The organism is Pseudosporangium ferrugineum (genome assembly GCF_003002065.1).
In the GTDB taxonomy this organism is placed as follows: Bacteria; Actinomycetota; Actinomycetes; order Mycobacteriales; family Micromonosporaceae; genus Actinoplanes; species Actinoplanes ferrugineus_A.
Genome location: NZ_PVZG01000030.1, coordinates 1 through 22,383, shown reverse-complemented (window position 1 = coordinate 22,383; position 22,383 = coordinate 1). Strand labels below are relative to the sequence as shown.

The following is a 22,383-nucleotide window of genomic DNA, read 5'->3' as shown; positions in this document are numbered from 1 at the left end:
GCACGGATCCGGAGGCCCGCGAGAGAACCTTCAGCGGCTGCAAGCCCTCGTCGAGGCTGCTACGAGTGACGGCCTCGGCTGGGTCCGAGCTGGCAATGCCGGGCGTGTCGCGGGCCGTCCTTCGGCAGCCGGTTCCAGCAGATCGAGTCGCCGGACTCCCGATGCGGGCCGCTCGAGCCCGGTAGGTGGTTCTGACCACGAGATTGCGTGGGTGCCTACACCGGAAGGACGTGTCGCCGTCGAGCGAACTCAGATCCGGTCGTAGTAGAGGAGGCCGTCTGTCGACAGACGGGCGCCCTCGGCGACCGCGTGCTCGGTCAGTCTGCCGTTGTGCAGTAGGTGGACGACGGCACGTTTGCGCACGCGGGTCACGAAGTCGGCGATCAGCCGGCGGTGGCAGCGCCACCACAGGCTCTCGCTGCACATGATCGCCGTCGCATCGGCATCCAGGTCGTCAAGGAGATCGGTGACAGCGTCGGCGAACTGCGGGGTACGCATGTGGCTTGCGTAGGCGCGGAACGACGGGACCTGCCACCACAGGTCCGGGGCCGCCTCAGGGATGCGCCGACGGCCGCCCAGGCGCTCGTCCCAGCGGTAGGAGATGCCGGCTTCGGGTAGCCAGTCGCTCATCGCTTCACGTTTGACGTGTGGATGTGCCCGGCTCCCGGGGAAGCGCCGGATGTCCACCACACGAGCGACACCGGCACCGCGGAGCAGGGCCGTCAGCTCAGCCTGCTCTGCCGCGCCGTGTCCGACCGAGATCAGCGCACGCGTCATGGTCAGGAAATACCACCTTTCCGCGGACCGTATCCCCACAACCGGATACGGACGCGGGCCGGCCGCCCTCAGCCGTGAAACGTGCTGGCGGTCGGCAACTTCACGGCACCTTGTCGTCCGGTGCGACGCCCTGTGTGGACGCCCCCGGGCAGGCATGCTGCGTGTAGGTACGGACTCGCCGGCAGGAAGGGAAGGCCCTCGCTCTGGTCAGCCGGTGACAGCGCAGCACGTGCACCACTACGGAGGACCCCCATGATTGCACCGGTGATCGTCGGCTTCGACGGATCGGCAACCGCCCGCTCGGCTGTCCATTACGGCGCCCGTGAGGCGCAGCGGCGCGGTTGTGCTCTGCAGATCACGCATGCGCTGGGCTGGCCGGTGATTCTGCCGCCCTTCCATGCTCCGTACGATCTGCACGATCAGGGACAGCGGGCAGCGATGCTGGACCTGCTGGCCAAGGTGGCGCACGAAGTCCGGGAGGAGTGCACCGGTCTGCCGGTGACCACCCGCCTGCTCGACGGGCCTGCGAGCTCGATCCTGGTCGACGCCTCACGGAACGCCCAGCTGCTCGTCGTCGGGCATCGCGGCCTGGGCGGATTCGCCGGGCTGCTGACCGGATCGGTCGCCACTCAGGTCGCAGGACACGCCCGCTCCCCGGTCGTCATCGTGCGTGGTGACGACCACCTGTCCGACGACCGGCCGATCGTGGTCGGCACGGATGGTTCCTCCGGATCCCGCACGGCGGCGGAAGCCGCGTTCACGCAAGCCCGGCTCCGCGACGTTGAATTGATCCTGGCCTATCACTCGGCACGCCGGAGTTCCGCCGGCGCGATCCCGACCAGCACAGTGCCGTTCTGGGCGACTGTCGGCGATGGTGCAGCAGGCACCCACGGCATCAGCGCCCGATACCCCGATGTGAAATACCGTACCGAGGTCGTGTCGGGAGACTCCGCCGTCGACGCACTGATGGACTTCAGTCAGCGGATCGCCGCCGGCCTCCTTGTCATCGGCTCCCGCGGCTTGGGCGGTTTCAGCGGGCTACTGATGGGATCGACGGCACGAAGCCTGATCGACCACGCACCGTGCCCGGTCATGGTGGTTCCGCCACGCAACGCGAGTTGAGGGCCATGGTGGCCGACATGGATGACGGGCGCGGCTTCGGCAGCGTCGGCCGGCGAGCCGCGGTGCCGACGTTGCTGGTGTGGGCCGTGCTGGTGCTGGTCGGGTCCACCGCCCGGGACATCGGGTTGTGCATCGTCTTCCGGCTGACCCGCCGTGCGGTCCCGGGCTGCGTACCGGCATGGTCGGCGGACCGGGCCCCGCCGGCGTGGACGCTCACCGCCTGAAGCCGCCCGTTGCGCAGCATCGGACCCGACGCTGCCCCTTGGCTGGGAGCACCATGCCACCCTTCATCGATCTTCCATACCTGGTCCCCGGCACACCCGGGTGGCCGACATGCTGACCGCCGGTGCCTACGCTCGTCCGGGCGTACGGTCCTGCCTCGCCCTTGACCTCGGAACGTCCACCGTCCGGCTGTGGTCTCCCCGGACGGGGACGGTGATCACTGAACCGGCGGTGCTCTGCCGCCCCGGCGCCGGCCGGCAGGTGGCCGGACGAGCCGCGCTGGCCGCGCAGGCCCGCGGTGGGATCGCCACGTGGCCGGTGCGCAACGGCGTGGTGCGCGACTTCTTCGCCTGCGTGCACCTGCTCAAGCTGCTGACCGCCGATATCCCCCTGCCTTCCGACACCGCCTATCCCGTACTGGTCGGTGTGCCGGCGACCGCGACCCTGCGCCAGCGCAACGTGCTTGTCGCCGCCGTCCGCCGTGCCGTCGGCGGACGGGTCAGCGCGGTGGAGGAGCCACTCGCGGCCGCTCTGGCCTGCCGTCCTGACCCGGGCGGCGACCTGGTCGTGGTGGACATCGGATCCGGGCGTACCGAGGTAGCCCGCATCTGTGACCGCAGCATCGTCGCGGCGGAGCGTGTCGAGGACGCCGGGTCCGTCGACCGCGTCCCGGCGATCGCCGACTGTGTGCGCCGTCTGGACCGCCCGCGGGGCGGTCACCGGCGCCTGCTGCTCACCGGCGGTGGCGCGACCGCCCCCGGAACCGCCGCCAGGTTGGCCGCGCTGACCGGCCGCTCCGTCGCGATGCCCGCCGAACCGCCGCTGGCCACGCTCATCGGTCTGCGCCGGCTACTCACGGGCTGACTGAGGCCTGTCCCGGTCCCCTCTTCTTCCGGAGCTGTGTCATGGACGTCGAAGTCACACCGTTGCCCGGCATCGGAGAGTGCCACGCCTTCACCACCGTCACCGGTCATCGGGTCGGCGTGGTCACCCACTACGCCGGCGGCCGGCGCGAGCTGATTCACGGCGTCAGCGACGATCCCGATGCCACCTGCCGCCTGGCCCTCTCGCGGAGCGAGGCGATCGCGCTGGCGAGGCTGCTGGGCATCCTGGACGTCATCGACGTGGACGTCACCGGCACCCGGCAGCCCCGTCATCCGGCTGCCGGGTGACGCGCTGATCCGTGCCACGATCAGCGGCCACGCCGGCGGCGAGGCCGGCGCGGCCGCTGCCGCGGCATTCCGTCAGCCCTTGTGCTTCTGCTGGCAGGGGACGCAGAACCGGGCATGCGGTAGCACTTCGAGCCGTTCGGCGGGGATCGGGCCGGTGCACTTCTCGCAGCGGCCGTAGCTGCCCTCGGCGATGCGGCGCAGCGCGCCGGTGATCTGCTCGAGGTTGTGCCGGGTGGCCGCCACCAGGGCCGCGCGGTTGTGGGCTTCACCGGGGTCGCCGGTGTCGGCCGAGATCTCCGTCAGTTCCTTGAGCCGGGTCGTCTGGGTGGCGAAGTCCTCGCTCAACGACGCGCGCAGGCCGGCGAGCCGGCCCTGATCGGGTACTTCGATGTCGACGCTCATGTGCCGCTCCGTAGTGGGAAAGCCGAAGGTGGTCCGGGAAACAAAAAAGGGCGGAAGCTCGAACGGCTTCGCCCTGGCGATCGGTGGGTGGTGTGAACTACCCGCTCGCCGGTGGGCCTCGACCCGACGGCTGCGGGATCGTGAGGTGGACAGCTTCGAACGCCGCCACCGCAGTGACGGTGTGCGTTCGAGAACTCACCACCAGCATCGGGTCACCCTATATCGATCATTCCGGGGAAGGGCCTGGCAGGGCTTGAGCGCCCCTTAACGCAGCGGGTCGAACGGGGCCAGTTCCGCGGGCGCCTCACCCTTCAACACCGCCTGGGCCACCAACTGGCCGGTGATCGGCCCCAGGACGATGCCCCACATGCCATGGCCACCGGCGACGAACACTCGCGGCGCGGCGGTCGCGCCGATCAACGGCAGGCCGTCAGGGGTGCACGGCCGGGAGCCGACCCACTCGTCGCGCCGGTCATCGAGGTTCACCCCGTCGAGCAACGGCCGCACCGCGTCGACGACCGCGGTGATGCGTCGCGGATCCAGGTCGTCGGCCGGCCGGCGGAACTCCATCATCCCGGCCACCCGCAGCCGGTCGCCCAAGGGAGTACAGGCGACCCGCTGCGCCGGGAAGTACAGCGGGCCGGCGGGCATCCGTTCGACGGGCACGCTGAAGCTGTAGCCACGCCCGGCCTGCACCGGGCGGCGTACGCCGAAGCGCGCGGCCAGCTCACCGAAGGCCGCCCCGGTGGCGATGACCACGGCGTCATGGCGGTGCTGCTGCCCGGACGGGACGGTGACACGGACGTCGGCGCCTGCCGGCTCCAGGCCGGTCACGTCGCTGTTGTCGATGATGCGGCCGCCGCGGGCCCGGACCGCCTCCGCCAGCGAGTGGAGGAATTCCGGAGGGTTCAGGTATCGCTGCCCGAAGATCTGGACAGCGGCGCCGACCCGGCCGGTGAGCACGGGTTCGGTCGAGCGGAGCATCTGTCCGGTCACCGGGCGGAACGTGACGTCCTGACCGGCCTCGCGCATCTGTTCCAGCTCGGCCAGCAGCCCACGGCTGTCACGTTCGCGGGCGAAGCAGGCCAGGAAGGGATCCGCCGGTGTCGTCACGGCGCCCACACCGCCGGCGGCGACGGCGTCGAAGGCATCCAGGCAGCGCTCGTTGAGCGGGACGTAGGCGGCCATCCCCCGCCGCCACCGCCGGGCGGTGCTGTGAAACACGAACGACAGCAGAAAGCGCCACAGGTCACGGTCGGCCCGCAGCGGCAGGTACACCGGGGATCGGGCGCTGAGGACCGCGCGCAGACCGTAACGCAGCACCGCGGGTTCCGGCAGCGGGGCGGCCAGTCCGGGGGTCAGCCAGCCCGCGTTGCCCCAGCTGGCGCCGGCACCGGCGTGACGGCGTTCGTACACCGTGACCTGGGCGCCGGCTTCCTGCAGGAACCAGGCAGTGGACAGGCCGACCATGCCTGCTCCGATCACGGCGACGTCACGCGGTGAGCCGCTCACGAACGCGGGAGTGCCGGTCCCGCCGGATCCGTCAGACATGCCGCTCCTCTGCTGCGCTGTGCCGTCTCGACAGCAGTCCGGTGGCCACGTCATCCGGACCTGCGTTCCGGCCATGATCGCTCTTCCTCGCGGCCCCGGTCAGGGCTGTGGCCGGTCAGCTGAGGGGTCGTACCTTGCCGACGGCCGGAAGATTGCGCGGTTCAATACCGCAGGACCGCCACCATCGGCGCCGCGTCCGGCATGCGGTCGCAGGGTGCCGCGTACGCCGGTGCAATCGTCCACCCCCTCATCCGTACGGGACGCAGACACGGATCGCCGTCGCGTCAGCCGCTTCTGCCGAGCAGGTTCCAGAACCGATGCCGTTGCGCGGGAACGGCAGGCGACGCGTTCGCAGCACCGGAGCCGTTGGTGCGCGGTGCCTGGGCGAGCCGCCATTCGTAACGTCGCCCCGCCGGGCGGCGGTCCTGCCACTCGATGACCCATCCGGTCTTTCCGTCGAGGCGGCGGGCCTGCTTGAACTCGCCGAAACTGCGCAACTCGGTGACGACCGGCGGCGGCTTGCCCTCGACGTACGGAAACACGAAGTTGACCTTGAGGTCGGTGAGCACGGAGCCACCGTTGCTGTCGGCGGGGAGACGGTCCGTCCAGACGAGGTGGTCGAATCCTTCGCGCCGCAGTGGCGCCCAGAGCCCGGCGGGCCGGTAGGTGACGACCCAGTCGAACGGCTCGGTGAGGCCCGGATCGAAGACGAGCCAGACCCTGGGCTGATGGTTGCGGGTCAGAGGCAGCGGGGTGATGCTGCCGGCGATGCGGCTGAGAACCGCGTCGAACTCGATCTCTTCCAGGCTGACGAACCGGTCGCCGTCGTCGGGCACGATCGGGCGGATCGCCCGTTGCGTCACCCGCGGACTCGGCGTGGTCCGCCGGCACTCCTCGATCTTGTCACCCGCGTCGTCGGCGCCGATCGTGACCGTCAGGACCAGGCTCTCCCGATAGATCAGGCCTTCCTGGTCGATGATCCGGTCGATCGCGTCCACGTAGCGCTGGTGACCGACCTCGAGGGTCGCCGAGCGCTGGTTGGCCTTGTCGACCTCCACCCGCAGCTGCTCGACGCGGCGCACGTAGTAGAGCAGGGTGAAGCGCACGATCAGGAAGAGCAGGCAGGAGACCGCGACGGCCGTGAGGATCCACCGGCCGAGGCCCTCGGAGAAGCCGGCCAGCTGCGCGACCCCGGCCGCCGTGCCGACGACCCCGACGGTGTAATTGACGAATGCCCTGAGAATCGTGCGCCGTGGTTTCGTCATCGTGATAGCCCCCCGGCCATCTACTATGCCAAAAGGGTTATCCTGGACATGTCACCCGGGGGGATGACTGGCGGGAGTGAATAGGCCCGACGGGGGTTACCGGCCGGTATCCATTGTGATCTGTCCCGGCCGCGACCCATGCTGGTGGGGGTTCATTGCGGTCGATCAGCATGAACAACTCGGCTCACCAGGTGCGGAGATCCCTATGCGAAAGTCGCCGGAAAGCGATCAGGCCGCGTCCGACAGGTATTCGCACGGGCCCGGCGGTGAGGGTGGCAGCATGCTCCGGGACATCCTCGCCGGACCGACCCATTTCACCGAAGCATTGTCGCCGACGGTGCTGTTGTCCATCTCCCTGCTGCTATCGGCGTTCCTGGTCGGCTTGGCCGCCACCGCGTTGGCAGCCTGAACGCCGGACGCGTGCCGCTCCCGGGACCCCGCGGGTCCCGGGATCCGGGGACCCGCTAGCAGAAGTTGCCGCCCTCGCCGCCGGGGCGGGTGAGCGTCCTGACGGTCATGGTGTCTGTGGCCAACGCAATCGCATCCTTCGGCTGATCAACTTTTCGGAGTACCCGGAAATGGGCCGGCGCCACCCGTGCAGCATGGCACCGCGTCGATTAACTGCCCGCATCCCGAATGGGTGACGCGCGGAAGAGATCGTGATTCAGGCCGAATATACCGTCCCGGGAGACGACGCAAGGGCGAAACCGGCCGTCACGGTCCGAACGCCATTGCCGGCCCGCAACGGGGCCCGCATCGAAACCTCGCCCGATCACGCAGGCGGGGCCGTCGTTTCGGCCTTTCGCCGCATGAAGGCCCGGGCCTGATCGACCAGGTGTTGCGGCGCATCGGGGGCGAAGCTGGCGACAAGATTGTCCGCCGACGCCCGGCCGGCCGCCTCGGCACGGGCAAACATCGCTTTCTCGTACGCGGTGAGCGCCGATTCCACGTCGGAGTGGTCCGCCAATGCGGCACCGAGCTCCGCGGCGTCGAGCAGCGCGAGGTTCGCTCCCTGACCCGCGAACGGGGACATCACATGCGCCGCGTCGCCGAGCAAGGTCACGCCGTCGGTCCGCGCCCACCTCAGCCCCACCGGGAGAGCATGGATCGGGCGCGGGACCAGGGGGCCTTCGCCCGCACCGATCAGCGCGCGGAGGCCGGGGGCGAAGTCGTGGAAGATCTCCAGCAGCCGCCGGCGAGTGCCGTCCGGGTCGGCGGGATCCACGAGCCCGCGGGCCCGGTTCTCATCGCTCCGGACCGCGAAATACATTCTGATCATGCCGCCGCCGTTTCGCTGGGCGATGATCCCGTGGCCTTCCGCGAGGGCGTACATCGAACCCGGCCCGACCAGGTCCGCCGCCTCGCCGTGCGTCGCGTCGACATCAGACAGGAGATCCTCCACGAAGGACACGCCGGAGTAGAGCGGGACCGCGTCCGTCAGCAGCGAGCGCACCTTCGACCAGGAGCCGTCCGCGCCCACCAGGACCTCGGCCTCCACGACCTCACCGTTGCCCAGGGTGAGCTCCGTCCGCCCACCGTCCGGCCGCCTCACCGACGTCACCTTCGTGTTCCAGCGGATCACACCCTCGGGCAGCGACTCGACCAGCAGGCGCCTCAGGTCGCCGCGGTCCACCTCGGGCCGTACGCCGGCACCGCCCTCGTACGCCAGGTCGAAATGCACGGTCCCGGACCTGTCGAGAAGGCGGACCGTTTCCCCGGCGTCGCGCGCGACAGCGCGAAACTCCTCGAACAGGCCGGCCTCGGCAAGCGCCCGCTGGCCCGAGTCCGCGTTCAGGCCGAGGGTGCCGCCCTCGCCGCGGGCCCGCGGCGAGGCGTCAAGCTCGTAAACCGCCGACGGGATCCCGCGCAGGTGCAGAATGCGGGCCAGAGCCAGACCGCCCAGCCCACCCCCGACAATCGTGACGTGTCTCGTGGCCACCGATTCCCCACCCCTCGTCGTTACCCGCCGGCTGCCTGCCCACGTTACGAGCGCACGCCCCGCATGGATTGGACAGGCAAGCCAGACGGTGGGACTTCCGAGTCAGGTGGTTCGATGGGCCGGTGAACGATTCCCACCGCCACGCGGCAGCGCACGACTGCGCGTCGTCCCAGGCCGCCGTCGGCGCGCGTGTTCGTAGCCGTGACACCCGGGCAGGGAATGTGGTGGTCACCGATTTCCAGACCCCGACCGGGGTACGAGCACGGACCTCCGCGCAGGACGAGAGCGAACTCCGGTTGTACGCGGTACGCCACGGCACCTGGACGTTGCGCTACGACCGTACGGCGCTTTCGGTCCCGGCCGGCCGGCTCACCATCCACCGTGCCGCCGGCCTGACCGGCTTCGACGCGGACCCCCGGACCGCCGCGCGAACGATCGGGATCCCCCTCGCCGAGATCGGCGGCTTCCACACTCACGCGCCGGTGACCCAGCCGGCCACCGCACCCGAGGTGCGACTCCTGCTGGCCCACGCGAGCCTGCTGCACGACACGGCCGGAGACCTCAGGACCGCCGGACTGTCGGCAGCCCGCAACGCGCTGATCGAACTCACCCGGGGCGTGGTCCGCCAATACTTCGACGACACCGAACCCGCCCTGTCACCCGCCCTGGCACGGGCCGCCCGCAGGCTCGCCGACCAGCGGCTCACCGACCACGAACTCACGCCAGGGCTGCTGGCAGCCGAACTGCACGTTTCCGTACGCACGCTGAGCCGAGCTTTCGCCGCCACCGGGGAGACCACGGCCGGCTACATCCGGCGCCGCCGCCTGGAGGAGGCACGCAGAGCCCTGACCGCCGGCCACACAGTGTCCGAGGTCGCGGCCCGATGGCAATTCGCCGACAGCAGCCACTTCATCCGCGCCTTCCGCAAACGCTACGACCAGACCCCCACCCAGTACGTCGCCACCTGAGTATCGGCCGGTTGGTCGCGTCAGACCTCTCCGCGGTCGTGGCGTTCAGTCCGCCGGGGCCGCCTTGGCGGTTCTGGCGTCGAAGGTGCGCTGGAATTCCTGAATCTCGTCACTGTGAGCCAAGGCCCATTCGTACAGGCAGGTGAACGGTCCGCGGAAAGACTCCCCCAAGGGGGTGAGGGAATACTCGACCCCGACCGGCGAGGTTTCGAGCACGCGGCGAACGACCAGGCCGTTGCGCTCCATACGCCGAAGGGTCTGGGTGAGGACGCGCTGGGTGACGCCCTCCAGCTGCCGGCGGAGCTCGTTGAAGCGGGTGGGCTCTTGCAGCACCGTCAGCGCCATCATCGTCCACTTGTCGGCGACCTGATCCAAGATCGGCCGAGTCGGGCAATCCACGGCGAATCGGGGACTTGTCCTGGGGGCTGCGGCGGCCATGGGTATCCCTTCTGATACCTGGTACGTGGAAAGTGCGTTCTTGACCGGCATTCCCGGTCCGACCAGGCTGGTATTCAGAAGGAACCTACACCCCCTACGACAACCCACTGCCGGCGAGGAAACTTCATGGAAATAGCCACGTCCACCGTCGTCGTCACGGGTGCGAACAGGGGGCTGGGTCGCGCCTTCGCGACCGAGCTCGTACGTCGCGGATCGAAGGTGTACGCAGCCGCCCGTCGCCCCGAGCTCGTCGACATCCCCGGCGTGACCGTGCTACCTCTCGATACCACCGACGAGATGTCCGCGGACGCCGCCGCGGAGAAGGCGTCCGACGCGAACATCTTGATCAACAACGCCGCGTCGAGCGCCGGAGGCAACCTGGTCACCGGTGACCTGGCCGCGATCCGCGATGTGATGAATACGAACTACTACGGAACGCTGAACATGGTTCGCGCCTTCGCCCCCGTCCTCGCACGGAACGGGGGTGGCGCGATTCTCAATGTGCTTTCCGGCGCGGCCTGGGAGTCGGTGCCGGGCAACACGGCATACGCGGCGGCCAAGTCGGCGCAGTGGGGCCTGACCAACGGAATCCGGCTCGAACTTGCGGACCAGGGCACGTTGGTCAGCGCCCTGGTCCCCGGGCTCATCGCGACCGAGACGCTGCTGACGTTCGCCGCCGAGCACGATTTCCCCCTTCCGGAGGAAGACCTCAACGAGCCGGAGTACCTGGCGTCCCTGGCTCTCGACCGCCTCGCGGCCGGGGACATCGAGATCCTGGACCAGTCCACGATCCGCACGAAGCGAGGCCTGTCCGAGTGATCGAGGGCGATGCGCTGCGCGGGTTGCGATCGGGAACCCGCGCAGCGCATCGGTGTCAGACGTCGGCCGCCACCTGGCGCAGGAAGCCTTCGAGATCGCGCTCGGGCGCGAGGGTCTGCAGGTCACGCTCCATCGCGAGGGTCATCTTCTTGACCGGCGCGTCCCCGCTGACGAGCCGGTTCCACTCGTCGTGCTCCACGTTCAGGCCGGGAGTGAGATCCGCGGCGGGAAGCGCACGCTTGGCGCCCTCGATCACGCCCGGGTCGAGGGCCGCGATGTTCGCGGCGAGCCGGGCCACGAACGCGTCGAGTTCGCCGTCGGGAACGGCCCGGTTGATCCAGCCGTAGAGTGCCGCGGTCTCCGCATCGAGCAGGTCGGCCCCCAGCACCACTTCGAGCGCACGGTTCCGGCCCGTCCTCTCGAGCAGGAATTGCGTTCCCCCGCCGCCGGGGAGGATCCCGAGCAGGACCTCGCTCTGCGCGATCTTCCCGCGCTCCGCGCCCGCGAAGGTCATGTCAGCGGCGGCCACGAACTCCGCGCCGCCGGCCCGGGCGATGCCGGCCAGCTTGACGATGGTGACCTGTGGCTGGCCGCGCAGCAGTGCCCCGATCCCCTGGTGGACGTTGACGTGCGGATAGTCCTTCCGGACCGCCTCCAGGGCCGGGTAGCTGTCGAAGATCCCGAAGTCGACGTGGGCGAGGAAGAACTCCTCATGGGCACTCTCGAACACGATCACCCGCGTGGTGGCGTCCGTCCGCAGCCGGCCGAGCAGATCGTGCAGGTCGAGCATCATCTGCCCGTCCAGGGTGTTCACGGGCGGATGATCGAGCACAACTGTGGCGACGCCATCGGCGATCCCCACGCGCAGGGAGGAGTACTCGGGAAGAGGCATCACGGTGATCCGATCGGTTGTCGGTAGGCGTGTAGGTTCCTCACGCATACCAATCGTCCGACGGGTGGATCGAGCACCGCAAGAACGCACTTTCGGGGTACTACGGATCCCCGGAGGTACCTGCTCGACGTCACCGGCAGCGCTCGCACCAAAGCAGGCGGCGGCGTTCAGGGGGCCGGGTTCAGCGCCTTCTGCTTGCGCCGCCGGGCGCGTACGACCCGGACCGGGGTGGAGGAGTGCAGGTAGAGGCTGCGGCGTTTCTCGCCCCGGGCCAGGTGCACCTCGACGACGTCGCGGACGGGCGCGTCCACGCCGGCGACCCGGTAGCGTTCCGCGCCGGAGATGATCAGGTCACCCGGACGCACATGCGACGGAGACTGCACGATGCTCTCCCGGCCGAGCACAGCGCCGGTGCCGACCCGGGGAAGCGCGGCGAGCCACGCCGCGAAGGCGTCCGCGTTCGTCGGACGACCGGTTCGGATGCCCCGCATGGCCGGCCCCCACGGTGTCGACGCTGCCCTTCTCTGATAACCAGGTATCGGCGGGCGGCAGCCCCGGTTGAGCCAAACGGCAAACCTGTTCGGTGAGGTGGGTCATGGACCGGTCGGGGTGCCGGGTCGTGCTGGGGCCCTTCGTGACTCGGCGGGCCGGGCTCGACCCGCCTTCTTGATCGCGGTTCTGGCGCTGATCCGCCCCACGATTCCTCCCGCGTCGAGAGCCTCCCGACGTTGTCAGGGCCTCCCCGGCAGGCTTGCCGGCGAGGCCCTGACCATCGGTGGTCGCGCTCAGAGGCGCGGGTCCTCCTGGATCTTCAGGGCGTTGACGATCGGGTCGCCCTCGCGCTTCTCGCGGTTGAACTCGATCGTCAGGTCGCCGCCGGTGTGCTGGACGGTGACCGTGTTCGGGTCCGCGGTCTGGGCGCCCACCTTCGCCCGGACGTCGTGGTCGTGGAGCACGACCTTGCCGTCGACGAGGACGTCGAAGGAGCGCTTGCGCAGGTTGAGCTTCCCGAGGTCCGCGAAGTCCAGGCCGATCCGGTAGGTCCCGGCCGGGGCGTTCCTGAACACGTAGCTGAACGTGTCGCCGGTCCGCTGGGTGCGGAACAGCTCGTCGTCCTCGGTACCGGCGATGGGGGCTCCGGTGGTGCGCGCCGTGCCGCCGACGTAGCCCCAGGACCGCGAGCCGAGCGCCTGGTCGGGCGACCAGGTGAAGCCCGCGGCGTCGGTGTACCCCGGTCCGCCGGCGTCGACGCCCTGCCAGTAGGCCGACGTCGCCAGGCGGACCGGCGTGAACGTGGCCCCGCCCTTGCCCGCGCCCGACGCCACGAGCAGGTCCCCGACGCGCACGCCGGGTTCGATGCCGGTGTTGTCGGCCGTCACCGTCACCGTGGTGGACGCGCCGGCCGCGAGCGTGACCGTACCGGTCGCGGCGGCGCCCGTGAGGGTCAGCCACGGAAGGTCGGCGGCCTCGTGCCCGCCGTCGCCGGTGCGCTTCTGCTCGCTGATCCGTACGTCGAGCGGGGCGGAGCCGCTGTTGGTGACGGTCACGTCTGCCGACGCCCGCCGGCCCTTGTCGAGCAGCCAGTCGAGGTCGCCTCCGGTGACGGTGGCGATGCCCGTGGTCAACGCCGTGTCCCGTACCTCGGCCTGATCCTTGCCGGTGATGGTCACCGGGTGGCTGACGGCGACGTAGTTCGGCGCCGCGACCCGCACGGTGTTCTCACCGACCAGCGCCTGGGTCTTCCACCGGCCCTTCACGTCGGTCGTGATGACCCGCTCCCCCGCCGGCCCCGTGAGCGTGACGATCGCGCCCTGGATCGGCTTGCCGTCGTTGAAGTCGGTGACCGTGCCCTCGATCGTGCCCGCGGCCGGGAGGGTGTACTCCAGTCCCAGACCGGCCTTCAGGACGGGCTGGTTGAAGGAGTACTGGCTCGCGGGGTTACGGGTCAGGCTCTCCACCCCGACCGTCGCCGACGATCCCCGGGTGAGGGGGTTGTCGCCGCCGACGCCGTCGCCGTACCCGATCTGGATCCGTCCGTCGGCGATCAGCGTGACCGAGAAGCTGACGCGGGCCGTCCGGTCGCTGTAGAAGGCGGCGTTGCGCCACTCGACGACCCGCGCGGCCACCCCGTCCACCTGGGTGATGCCGAGGTAGATGCCCGCCTTGTCGTCGACGATGAGGTCGTCCCAGAACGGGTAGATCGCGTCGATCGGCGACGAGGACGGCAGCGCCGTGTTGTTCCGCACGGTACTGGACCGGTCGAAGACCAGCGCGCCGTTCGTCGTGATGCACACGCCGTCCCAGGCGGTGTCGTAGAACGGCTGGAGGTAATCCGCGCTGAACCACAGCACGCCGCAGAGGTCGTCGCCGTGCCAGCCGGAATCCTCCGTGCCCTGGCGGTAGAGCCCGTCGGTCACCTTCATCGCGTACGAGCGACCGGCGGGGGTCACCGGCACGGGTCCCGGCTCCGGCTGCTGGGGCAGTTCCTCCGGCGGGGCGGCGTCGAAGCGCGGGTCCAGCGTCACCCGCAGCGCGGCGATGCTCGGGGGCTTCAGGCCCTTCGAGCCCCGCAGCTCCACGGTCAGCGGGCCGCCCTTGTGCTGCACGACCGCCTTACGCCAGTCGGCCGTCTCCGGCCCCGCGACCGCGCTCGGGTCGTACGCGTATTCCGTGAGCGCGCCGTCCACGAGGACGTCGAACACCCGCTTCCCCCGGTCGATCTTGTCGATCGCGGCGAACCCGAGGTCGATCGCGTACGTGCCCTCGGGCGCGTCCGGGAAGCGGTAGAACAGCTGCTTGTCCGCCGTGGTGCGCTGCGACTGGAAGAGCGCGTCGTCGGTCGTACCGGAGATCGGGGCCCGCGTGGAGGCGACCCGGGTCTCGCCCTCGTAGCCCCACGACGTGCCGGCGGCCCGGTCGGCGGCCCAGGTGAAGCCCGAGCCGTCGGTGAACGCCGCACCGCCGGCGTTGACGCCGACCTGGTACTTCGTGGTCGTGAGCGTCACCGGCACGTACGCCTTGGGCTGCCGTCCGGAGTCGGACCGGACCAGGATGTTCGCGCCCTGGACACCGGGCTTGGCGCCCTTCGAGGAGATCGAGACCTGGACGGTCACCGACTGACCGGGCGCGAGGGTGCCACCGGCCGAGGAGAGCGACAGCCACGGCAGGTCGGTGATCTGGTCGTCCTCGACGTCCACGAGCACGACGTCGTCGGCGATCTGGTCAGCCGCCCACAGCGCCCCGGTCGCGTCGGTCTCGAGGCCGCCGCCCTGGCCGGCCTTCCTGCCCGGGAACCACCAGGCGTTGACCAGCGAGCAGTCGTCCGGGTCGACCTGCAACAGCCGGGAGGGCCGGTCGTAGGTGAGGTCGGTGTACCAGATCGTGTCCGAGGACTGGTTGTAGGCCAGGCCCGCCACCTCGGGCAGCGGCGGGGCGCAGAAGGACAGCAGCGTTCCCGGCTTCTCGTGCGACGTGCCGGCGACGGTCCCGATCATGCCGTTCGCGCGGCCACCGACGTAGAAGACGTCGCGGGCCGGGTTGTAGGCCAGACCGGTCAGCTGAAGCACCGACCAGTCACCCTTGACCTGCCGCGTCTCCTTCCCGGTCTCCCGGTCGAAGCAGTGGATGTAGCTGGCCGGGCTGTCCTCCATCTGGCACATGTCGCCGGTCCTGGTGTCCAGGGCCATGTCGAACGCCCGGTACTCCGGGTTCCACGACGCGTCGAAGACCTTGCCGGTCCGCTTGCCCGCCACCGTGTAGGCGGTGTTGGTGCGCGCGTTGTAGTCGTGGACCCACACGTCGCCGTCGTACCCGATGCCGGAAGGCTCCTTCTCCGCGACGGTGCCGGGGATGGAGATCCGGGAGATGACCTCGCCGCCGGAGGTCGCGCCGACCTTGGCGGACGCCCGCGCCTCGGCGGAGCTCGACGTGGTGGCCTTGCCGTCGGCGTTCGACGGCTTCATGCCGCTCGCGCCGGCCTTCCACTTGGCCAGGTCGATCGTGCTGGTCGCACCCTTGGCGGTGCGCGCGGTGACGGCGGCGGCGTCGAGCTCGGGGTGCCGCGCGGTCTCGTCCAGGGTGTACGTGACGGGAGCGGAGCCGTTGTTGGTCAGCGTGAGCGAACCCACGCCGTTCTGGTCGGTGCCCAGCAGCGCTTCGAGGCCGTCTGCCTTCAGCCCGGCGGCGCCCGTGGTCAGGCGCGCGTCGATCTGGGCCTTGGCGTAGAGCTCCTTCAGCGTGAAGGGGAACTCCGTGGTCGTGTAGTTCGGCGCCTCGACCGTCATGGTGTACTCGCCGACCGGGAGCTGTCGGTGCACGAGGCCCGTACCGCCGGTGGTGACGCTCTCGACGAGCCCGTCCGCGGTGCTGAACGACACCTTGGCGCCGGAGACCGGCAGGCCGTCGTTGCGGTCGGTGACGGTCGCGTCGAGGTACCCGAAGTCGGGCAGGTCGTAGGTGACGATCATGCCGTCGCGCAGCACGGGAACCTTGTCCGAGAAGCGGATGCCGTCGACGCCGGCCCAGCCCTGGATGCCGGTGACGGCGAGCGCGCCGGCGGTCACCGGGTCGTCGGTGCCGACGCCGTCGCCGTACCCGAAGATGACGGTGCCCGAGCGGGTGAGCGTGGCCGAGAAGGTGACCGGCTCCGTGTACTCCGACCGGTCCGGATACGCCCAGAGCTTGGCCCTGCGGTATTCGACGACGAACGCGTCCTCGCCGTTGACCTTGGTGGCCGCCGTGAACACGCCACCGCCGGGTGCGAACTCGACGGGACTCTCGACGTAGAAGGGGAAGATGCCCGCGCCGCCGTAGCCGGGCCCGGTGCTGCCGTCCGGGGCGATGACCCCGCGCAGGCCGACGCCGAGGGTGTCGTGGCTGCCGTTGTAGAGCGCGATCGGGAACGGAAGCTTCACCGTGGCCCACACACCGCTGCTGAAGGTGACCGGATCGGTGCCGCGCAGGTACTCGCCCTCGGAGACGGCACAGCTGTAGCCGCCCTTGTCGACGACGAGCCCGACCGGGATCTCGGACGGCTCGTTCCCCGCGCCGACGGTCAGCGGGAGGGTGCTGGGCGCGAAGCAGGCGTTGGGCTCGACGACCAGGCTGTACGCGCCCTCGGGGACAGCGGGGATCGTGAACGCGCCGTCGGCGCCCGTGCGTACCGGCTTCAGCGGCGTGCCCTTGAGGGAGACGCCGGCGTTCGGCACCGGCTGCTTCTTGTCGTCGACGACCCGGCCGCTGACGTCGTGCCTCGTGGCGGCCGTGAGCGGCAGCTTGACCGAGGTGTCCCGGCCGAGGGTGACCGTGGCCTCGGCGGTCGCGGTCAGGTAGCCGAAGGCCCTGGTGCTGAGCCGGTAGTCGCCGACCGGCAGGTTCGTCGTGAACCGGCCGTCGGAGTCGGTGCCGATCGACCGGCTGAACGGACCGGTGATCGTCACCTCCGCGGCGGGAACCGGGGCGCCGTCGTGGGTGACGACGCCGGTGAGGGTGCCGCCATCGCGGGGCGCGAGCTGCAGCAGGCGGACGAGGTCGAGCCGGCCCTCGCCGTACATGTTGTTGAGCTCGGCGGTGCCGCCGCACTCGGTGTCGTCGACGTCGACGGCCGACTGGCCGAGAAGCCGCCGGGTCTCCTCGACCCGCCCGATCAACGTCGGGTCGTAGCTCCAGAGCGCCGCGACGGCGCCGGCGACGTGCGGTGCCGCCATCGACGTTCCGGACATCTCGGCGTAGCTGCCGTTCGGGTACGACGAGCGGACGCCCTCGCCCGGGGCGGAGATGTCGGGCTTGATCCGGCCGCCTTCGCCCTCGCCCTTACGGGAGAACGACGCGAGGGTGCCGTCCGGCGCCAGGGCGCCGACGGAGTAGGCGCTTCCGGCGGCTCCGGGGGTGGAGACGGTGTCGCAGTCCGCGTACGGCGAACTGTTCCCCGACGACCAGACGCTGAAGATGCCCGCGGCGCTCCACGCCTCCTCGATGGCCTGGAAGAAGTCGTCGAAGTCGTGCTCGACGGTCTGACCCCATGAGTTGTTGATGACGTGCGGGCGCTTCGACGGATCGGGGTTGTTCCCCTGGACGTCGGTCGGTGCGAGCAGCCACCAGCCGGAGCTCAGCAGCGACTCGACGCCGGTGGACTGGCAGCAGCCGTCCGTCGCGATCCACCGCGCCTGCGGTGCGACGCCGATGTGGTTGGTGCCGTCGTCGCCGACCATGGTGCCCATGGTGTGCGTACCGTGGCCGTCGTCGTCGCAGGGCGCACCCGCGCACGGGCCCCGGGTGGCCATCCAGTTGTAGTTGTGGTCGACGGTGCCGTCCGGCTTCGTGCCGCGGTACTGACGGACCAGGGCGGGGTGGTCGGCCTGCACGCCCGAGTCGATGTTGGACACGGTGATGCCGGCGCCGGTGGCGCCCATGGCCCACGCCTGCGGGGCGTGAATGGCCTCCAGGCCCCATGTCACGCCGTCGTCCTCACCGGCGGCCTTGGGGGCGGCCGGCCGGGCGGACCGGTCGCCGGGGACCTTCTCGTCTACCGGGTCGACGAGCGCGGCCTGCGGCGCCGCGTGGATCTCGGCGACCCGCGCCTGCGACGCCAGGCCGAGGGCGAGCTTCTCGCTGCCGTTCCTGACGAGCACGGCATTGGCGATCGGGTAGGAGGCGTACTTCACGCCGGCCCGGTCGAGCTCCGGGGCGACGGAGGCCACGGAGTCCTTCGCCGCCGCGGCCAGCGCGTCGTGGACGAACCGGCCACGGGCGGTCCAGTCGGCGATCTTCTTCGCCGGCTTGAGGTCGGCGCCGGTCCGGAACCTGATCCAGAAGTCGGTGGCCGGCTGCGTACGGAAGCGGTCCTTCAGGGTCGTCTCGATCTTGCCGGCGGCCGGGCCGGGCTCGGGTTCCGCAGCGGCCGCCGGTAGTGAGGGGAGTACGGTCAGACTGACCGCTGCGGCCAGCGCGGCCGCGAGGACTGTGAACCTCATGGGGGTCCCTTCCGCCTACAGGGGTTGGTAGGGGTCGTGGCTCGTGTGGTCTTCGGCGCCGTCGGCATCGTCGGCGTCGCGGGCGCTGTCGTGCGGCTCCCGCGACGGCTCGAGGGGTGGCGGGTGCTCGATGGTGGAGTCGTCACGCACGACAGGTCGCTCAGGCATACATCGCCCATGGGCTATGAATCACGCAGTCATGCTCGGGCGGGACGAGCGGCCTTAGCTATTAGGCGGATACGTCAATCTTCCTCGGCGAACACGCCGGCCTCCACCGCCTTGACCGCCAGCGCGGTCCGGGAGCTCACCTTCAGCTTGCGCATCGCCGCCCGCAGCTGCTGATCCACAGTGGCCGGTGACTTGGCCAGGATCCGGCTGATCTGCCGGTTCGTCTTGCCGGCGACCACCAGCTGGACAACGTCGAGCTCGCGCGGTGAGAGCTGGTCCCCGTACCCGCGCCGGCCGCCGCGCCACAACCGCGGGACCTCGGCGCCGTGCTCGCGCAGCCGCTGGGCGACCCGGTCGGCGTCGCCGCGGGCGCCCAGCCTGAACATCTGCTCGTACTGCGCCGTCAACAGCTCTCGGCCCTGCTCGGGCCGGCCCTGGGCCAGGAGCGCCTCGGCCTGGCGTTCGCGGGCGCGCAGGGCCTCGTAGGGACGCGGCAACGCGCTCCAGGCGCGCGCTGCCCGGTCGTAGGCCGTCGCCGCCCGGGAGTGGTCACCGGCCGCGGAGAGCAGCAGGGCCCGGCACAGGGTGAGCGCGGCGCGGGGCGCGGGCGCCGTACGTCCCCGCAGACCCCGGGCGAACTGGTCGGTCAGGCGCGCCGCGGCCGCCGGGTCACCGCCGGCGAGAAGCGCCTCGACGCGGGCGGGAACGAGGTCCGTCGCCCAGATCCAGATCCCCTTGCGCCGTACGGTGTCCATCGGCTCGTTCGTGACCCGCAGCGCCCGGCGGCTGTTCCCGTCCGCCAGCCACAGCCTGGCCAGCGCGGCGGCGGCCTCCATCGTGTCGTCGGCCGCGCCCAGCCGGGCGGACTCCTCCAGGACCAGCCGGAACTGCTCCTCCGCGGCCCGGCGCCGGCCGGCCGCGGCCGCCAGCCGGGCCGTGAGGCGGATGCAGCCGAGATAGATCGCCGGCCGGTCCCGGTCGGCGTCGGTGAGCGCCGCGCTCGTCTCCGCCAGACCGTCCCACCGGCCGGTGTTCCACGCCAGGTTCGCCTGTTCGAGCCGGACGTTGTGCCGCAACCGGGACGCCTGCTCGGCCTCGGCGAGGCGCAGGGCCACGGTGAGATGCTCCTCGGCGTCGGCGTACCGGCCCCACATCAGCGCCCCGGTACCGACATTCGCGTGGATGCGGCCCACATCGAGACGCTCCGCCGGTGTCGCGCCGTCGACGGGCAGGCCGGCGATGACGTCCCAGGCCTCCTCCTCGCCCAGCATGAGCAGCGCCGCGGCGCGGTTCCCGGCCAGGTTCAGCCGCTCCGCCGGGGAGTCGATCTGGGCGGTCAGCCCGGCGGCGCGGTCCAGCCAGCGCCGATGGGTCGAGGCCGGCCACGGTCCCGCGTACGCCCAGCCGAGGTAGGTCATCGCCCGGGCCGCCTCGACCGGGTCGTGGTCGAGGTTCGCCACCGCCTGCTCCAGCTCGTGGAGGGCGGCCTGCGCTTCGCCCCCGATGATCAGGAGCCGGCCCAGGGGGTTGCGGATCTCGGCCTGCTGACGGGCGGACAGGCCCGGGGTCTCCAGCACCGAGCGCAGGGTACGGACCACCCGGTGGTGGACCGCGTCGAGCGGTTCCCGGCGGCTCAGCGCGGCGACCCCGGCGATGCGCGCCACCCGGGCTCGGTCCTCCGGCGGCAGCACGGCCCGCGCCAGCAGATCCACCAGCAGGTCGACCGCCTTGGTGTGGTCACCCGAGGTCATGGCCAGCTCGGCGCCCTGCTCGGCGTAGCGCGCCCAGGACCGCGTCTCGCCGGCCTCGCGGAAATGGTGGGCGAGACGCGCCACGGGCGGCGGGTGGAGACGCTCCAGGGCCCGGCCGGCCAGCAGATGGAACTGCCGGCGATCGGTCAGCGGAATCGCTTCGTAGACGGCGGTGGCGGCCAGCACGTGCCGGAACCGCCAGCGGCCGCGGTCGTCTCCGTCGAGGACGCCGGCGGCGGCGGCCTCCGCGATGGCATCCCGGCACGCGGCCGGTGACAGGTCGGCGGCCACCGCGATCGTCGCCGCCGAGGAACGTTCGGCCAGGGTGGCCGCCGCACGCAACGCCTGCTGCGCCGCCGGCGACAGACGACTCACCCGCTCCCGGGTGGAGTCGCGCACGGTCGGCGGAACCTGGAGCTCACGCAGCTTCAGCCGGACCCACTGCCCGCCGCGGAAGACGAGGTCGGCCCGGTCGCACATGAGGCGGACCGACTCCTCCACCGCGAGGGGCACGCCGCCGGTCCGCTCGTGCATGAACGTGGTGAACTCCTGCGAGATCGGGTTGCCGTCCAGCATCGACGACACCAGCGCCGCCGTGTCGCCCGGCCGTACGGGCGCCAGGGCGATCCTCAGCTGGGTCACGCCGGCGGGCAACCGGGACGTCAGCCGCAGCAACAGCGATCCGTCGTCCACCTCCTCCGGCCGGTACGAGACCACGAGGCTGGGCCCGTCCGACTGCTGCCGGGAGATGACGAACAGCAGGAACTCCAGCGTCACCTCGTCGGCCCAGTGCGCGTCCTCGAGCACGAGAACGTCGACCCGCAGCGCCCGCAGCAACTCGTCCAGGGCACGGAACAGACGATGCCGGGCCGCCTTGGCATCGTCCATGGGCGGCAGGGCGGGCGGCAGGTGCGAGGACCATTCCGGGAACAGGGGCCGCAACGCGCCCGCGAGCTCGGTGAGCCCCAGCCGCGGGACCGAGGGCTCGATCCCGTGGAACGCGTCGACGATCGGCCCGAGCGTCAGCGACTCACGAAGCGGCGGGCACACCGAGACCAGGGAGGTCTGCTCCGGAGCGGCCAGCCATTCGCGCAGCAGCCGGCTCTTGCCGATCCCCGCCTCGCCCTCCACCAGCACGATCGCCGGAGGCCGGGCCAGGGCGCCGCGCAGCGCCGCCAGCTCCCGGTCGCGACCGACGAAACGCGGCGTGGAAACGATCGGTGAGGTCCCGTCGTCCTCGGGCGAGGGGTCGAGCATGCGTGATGATCTCGCTTTTCGACACTCGGGCACAAGGGCACCCGGGCGTCGCGTCCGGCACGTCCGCCCCCTCCTTCCATCTCTGCTCCACCGATTCACATGATCATGGGCCGGCCAGGCCGAAGACCTCGCGACATTGCTCGTAGTTGTCGACCGTCACGCTCCGTCCGGGGTCGGACGCCCGCCATCGGTCTGCCGAGAGCCGGACCCGGCGCAGCACGAGGGCTTCCTCCCCGGCCGACGCCACATCCATGCCGTCCTCCTCGTATCCGAGCCTTTTCGACACCCCGAGGGAGGCGCGGTTGTCGAGGGTGGCCCGCGACGTCGCATACCTGGCTTCGAGATGGTGGAAAGCCAGGTGCAGCACCGCGGTTCGCATCTCGGTGCCGATTCCGTCGCCCCGGTTGTCCGGCCGCAGCCAGGAGCCGGTCACGACCTCGCGACGGGCGGCGTAGTCATCGGCTCGCAGGAGTTGCCAGCCGATCGGCCTGCCGTCCAGAAACACCGCCTGGTTGAGTGACCATTGCGCCACCGTCCACGAGCCGAGGGTCGTCCAGTGGAACCTCGCCGTACGGGCTCTTCGAAGTTAAGCGGGGTTGAGGTGTCCGCGGTGTCGGCGGGTGGTGGCGGTGCGGGTGCGTAGCCGCTGGTTTTCGGGGTTGCGGAATC

Annotated in this window: 18 protein-coding genes and 1 pseudogene; 7 read left to right on the top strand and 12 right to left on the bottom strand. The window is 70.8% G+C overall.

The annotated features are described in order from the left end of the window. Positions 1-249 precede the first annotated feature (249 nt). Positions 250-777, bottom strand: a complete 528-nt coding sequence (locus tag CLV70_RS35290) for a DUF488 domain-containing protein (RefSeq protein ID WP_106130996.1) — start codon at positions 775-777, stop codon at positions 250-252. A 252-nt stretch (positions 778-1,029) separates the two neighbouring features. Between CLV70_RS35290 and CLV70_RS35285 the strand changes: the two genes are divergently transcribed. The 4 genes from CLV70_RS35285 to CLV70_RS35270 all read left to right on the top strand — a co-directional run bounded on the left by CLV70_RS35285 (position 1,030) and on the right by CLV70_RS35270 (position 3,293). Beyond that, positions 1,030-1,899, top strand: coding sequence for a universal stress protein (locus tag CLV70_RS35285; protein ID WP_106130972.1), 870 nt, complete (start codon positions 1,030-1,032; stop codon positions 1,897-1,899). Between the two features lie 17 nt (positions 1,900-1,916). Further along, positions 1,917-2,123, top strand: a complete 207-nt coding sequence (locus CLV70_RS35280; protein WP_245908690.1) for a hypothetical protein — start codon at positions 1,917-1,919, stop codon at positions 2,121-2,123. Positions 2,124-2,232: 109 nt separating this feature from the next. Beyond that, on the top strand, positions 2,233-2,985 hold the full coding sequence (locus CLV70_RS35275) for a rod shape-determining protein (protein ID WP_146164284.1): 753 nt from the start codon (positions 2,233-2,235) through the stop codon (positions 2,983-2,985). A 41-nt stretch (positions 2,986-3,026) separates the two neighbouring features. Next, entirely contained in the window at positions 3,027-3,293 is a 267-nt protein-coding gene (locus CLV70_RS35270; protein WP_106130969.1) for a cation:proton antiporter regulatory subunit, read from the top strand. 72 nt (positions 3,294-3,365) lie between these two features. On the opposite strand, the gene CLV70_RS35265 is transcribed toward CLV70_RS35270, so the two are convergent. From CLV70_RS35265 to CLV70_RS35255, 3 genes are all read right to left on the bottom strand, one after another. Then, on the bottom strand, positions 3,366-3,695 hold the full coding sequence (locus CLV70_RS35265; RefSeq protein ID WP_106130968.1) for a TraR/DksA family transcriptional regulator: 330 nt from the start codon (positions 3,693-3,695) through the stop codon (positions 3,366-3,368). Positions 3,696-3,959: 264 nt separating this feature from the next. Beyond that, a complete protein-coding gene (locus tag CLV70_RS35260; RefSeq protein WP_106130967.1) occupies positions 3,960-5,246 on the bottom strand; it encodes an NAD(P)/FAD-dependent oxidoreductase in 1,287 nt (428 codons plus the stop codon). A 284-nt stretch (positions 5,247-5,530) separates the two neighbouring features. Continuing rightward, positions 5,531-6,511 (bottom strand): hypothetical protein, encoded by a 981-nt coding sequence (locus tag CLV70_RS35255; protein ID WP_106130966.1) that lies wholly within the window; start codon positions 6,509-6,511, stop codon positions 5,531-5,533. Between the two features lie 280 nt (positions 6,512-6,791). On the opposite strand from CLV70_RS35255, the gene CLV70_RS41900 reads away from it, so the two are divergent. Then, entirely contained in the window at positions 6,792-6,920 is a 129-nt protein-coding gene (locus CLV70_RS41900) for a hypothetical protein (RefSeq protein ID WP_281260528.1), read from the top strand. Between the two features lie 363 nt (positions 6,921-7,283). Here CLV70_RS41900 and CLV70_RS35245 read toward each other — a convergent pair whose 3' ends face one another. After that, positions 7,284-8,450, bottom strand: a complete 1,167-nt coding sequence (locus CLV70_RS35245; RefSeq protein WP_106130964.1) for an FAD-dependent oxidoreductase — start codon at positions 8,448-8,450, stop codon at positions 7,284-7,286. A gap of 221 nt (positions 8,451-8,671) precedes the next feature. Here CLV70_RS35245 and CLV70_RS40605 point away from each other — a divergent pair, with 221 nt between their 5' ends. Further along, complete coding sequence (locus CLV70_RS40605; RefSeq protein ID WP_211304012.1) at positions 8,672-9,418, top strand: helix-turn-helix domain-containing protein; 747 nt, start codon at positions 8,672-8,674, stop codon at positions 9,416-9,418. Positions 9,419-9,463: 45 nt separating this feature from the next. On the opposite strand, the gene CLV70_RS35235 is transcribed toward CLV70_RS40605, so the two are convergent. After that, complete coding sequence (locus tag CLV70_RS35235) at positions 9,464-9,793, bottom strand: winged helix-turn-helix transcriptional regulator (protein WP_245908688.1); 330 nt, start codon at positions 9,791-9,793, stop codon at positions 9,464-9,466. Positions 9,794-9,982: 189 nt separating this feature from the next. On the opposite strand from CLV70_RS35235, the gene CLV70_RS35230 reads away from it, so the two are divergent. After that, positions 9,983-10,675: an SDR family NAD(P)-dependent oxidoreductase gene (locus CLV70_RS35230; RefSeq protein ID WP_106130962.1), complete on the top strand. Its 693-nt coding sequence runs from the start codon at positions 9,983-9,985 to the stop codon at positions 10,673-10,675. Positions 10,676-10,730: 55 nt separating this feature from the next. Here the strand turns inward: CLV70_RS35230 and CLV70_RS35225 are convergent, their stop codons facing one another. The 6 genes and pseudogenes from CLV70_RS35225 to CLV70_RS35205 form a co-directional block, all read right to left on the bottom strand. Then, positions 10,731-11,567, bottom strand: a complete 837-nt coding sequence (locus CLV70_RS35225; RefSeq protein WP_106130961.1) for an enoyl-CoA hydratase/isomerase family protein — start codon at positions 11,565-11,567, stop codon at positions 10,731-10,733. A 167-nt stretch (positions 11,568-11,734) separates the two neighbouring features. After that, a complete protein-coding gene (locus tag CLV70_RS35220; protein ID WP_106130960.1) occupies positions 11,735-12,058 on the bottom strand; it encodes a hypothetical protein in 324 nt (107 codons plus the stop codon). 294 nt (positions 12,059-12,352) lie between these two features. Beyond that, positions 12,353-18,538, bottom strand: a complete 6,186-nt coding sequence (locus tag CLV70_RS35215; RefSeq protein WP_106130959.1) for a S8 family serine peptidase — start codon at positions 18,536-18,538, stop codon at positions 12,353-12,355. A gap of 15 nt (positions 18,539-18,553) precedes the next feature. Next, positions 18,554-18,688, bottom strand: a complete 135-nt coding sequence (locus CLV70_RS41895; protein ID WP_281260527.1) for a hypothetical protein — start codon at positions 18,686-18,688, stop codon at positions 18,554-18,556. 92 nt (positions 18,689-18,780) lie between these two features. Next, positions 18,781-21,714, bottom strand: coding sequence for an ATP-binding protein (locus tag CLV70_RS35210; RefSeq protein ID WP_106130958.1), 2,934 nt, complete (start codon positions 21,712-21,714; stop codon positions 18,781-18,783). A 103-nt stretch (positions 21,715-21,817) separates the two neighbouring features. Beyond that, positions 21,818-22,258: pseudogene (locus tag CLV70_RS35205) on the bottom strand (GNAT family N-acetyltransferase); the annotation flags it as partial. Positions 22,259-22,383: the final 125 nt, after the last annotated feature.

What these genes read in the sequence shown, in the direction of transcription:
- CLV70_RS35290 (WP_106130996.1), bottom strand. Translation starts at nt 777, where the DNA reads ATGACGCGTGCGCTGATCTCGGTCGGACACGGCGCGGCAGAGCAGGCT.
- CLV70_RS35285 (WP_106130972.1), top strand. Translation starts at nt 1,030, where the DNA reads ATGATTGCACCGGTGATCGTCGGCTTCGACGGATCGGCAACCGCCCGC.
- CLV70_RS35280 (WP_245908690.1), top strand. Translation starts at nt 1,917, where the DNA reads ATGGATGACGGGCGCGGCTTCGGCAGCGTCGGCCGGCGAGCCGCGGTG.
- CLV70_RS35275 (WP_146164284.1), top strand. Translation starts at nt 2,233, where the DNA reads ATGCTGACCGCCGGTGCCTACGCTCGTCCGGGCGTACGGTCCTGCCTC.
- CLV70_RS35270 (WP_106130969.1), top strand. Translation starts at nt 3,027, where the DNA reads ATGGACGTCGAAGTCACACCGTTGCCCGGCATCGGAGAGTGCCACGCC.
- CLV70_RS35265 (WP_106130968.1), bottom strand. Translation starts at nt 3,695, where the DNA reads ATGAGCGTCGACATCGAAGTACCCGATCAGGGCCGGCTCGCCGGCCTG.
- CLV70_RS35260 (WP_106130967.1), bottom strand. Translation starts at nt 5,246, where the DNA reads ATGTCTGACGGATCCGGCGGGACCGGCACTCCCGCGTTCGTGAGCGGC.
- CLV70_RS35255 (WP_106130966.1), bottom strand. Translation starts at nt 6,511, where the DNA reads ATGACGAAACCACGGCGCACGATTCTCAGGGCATTCGTCAATTACACC.
- CLV70_RS41900 (WP_281260528.1), top strand. Translation starts at nt 6,792, where the DNA reads ATGCTCCGGGACATCCTCGCCGGACCGACCCATTTCACCGAAGCATTG.
- CLV70_RS35230 (WP_106130962.1), top strand. Translation starts at nt 9,983, where the DNA reads ATGGAAATAGCCACGTCCACCGTCGTCGTCACGGGTGCGAACAGGGGG.
- CLV70_RS35225 (WP_106130961.1), bottom strand. Translation starts at nt 11,567, where the DNA reads ATGCCTCTTCCCGAGTACTCCTCCCTGCGCGTGGGGATCGCCGATGGC.
- CLV70_RS35220 (WP_106130960.1), bottom strand. Translation starts at nt 12,058, where the DNA reads ATGCGGGGCATCCGAACCGGTCGTCCGACGAACGCGGACGCCTTCGCG.
- CLV70_RS35215 (WP_106130959.1), bottom strand. Translation starts at nt 18,538, where the DNA reads ATGAGGTTCACAGTCCTCGCGGCCGCGCTGGCCGCAGCGGTCAGTCTG.
- CLV70_RS35210 (WP_106130958.1), bottom strand. Translation starts at nt 21,714, where the DNA reads ATGCTCGACCCCTCGCCCGAGGACGACGGGACCTCACCGATCGTTTCC.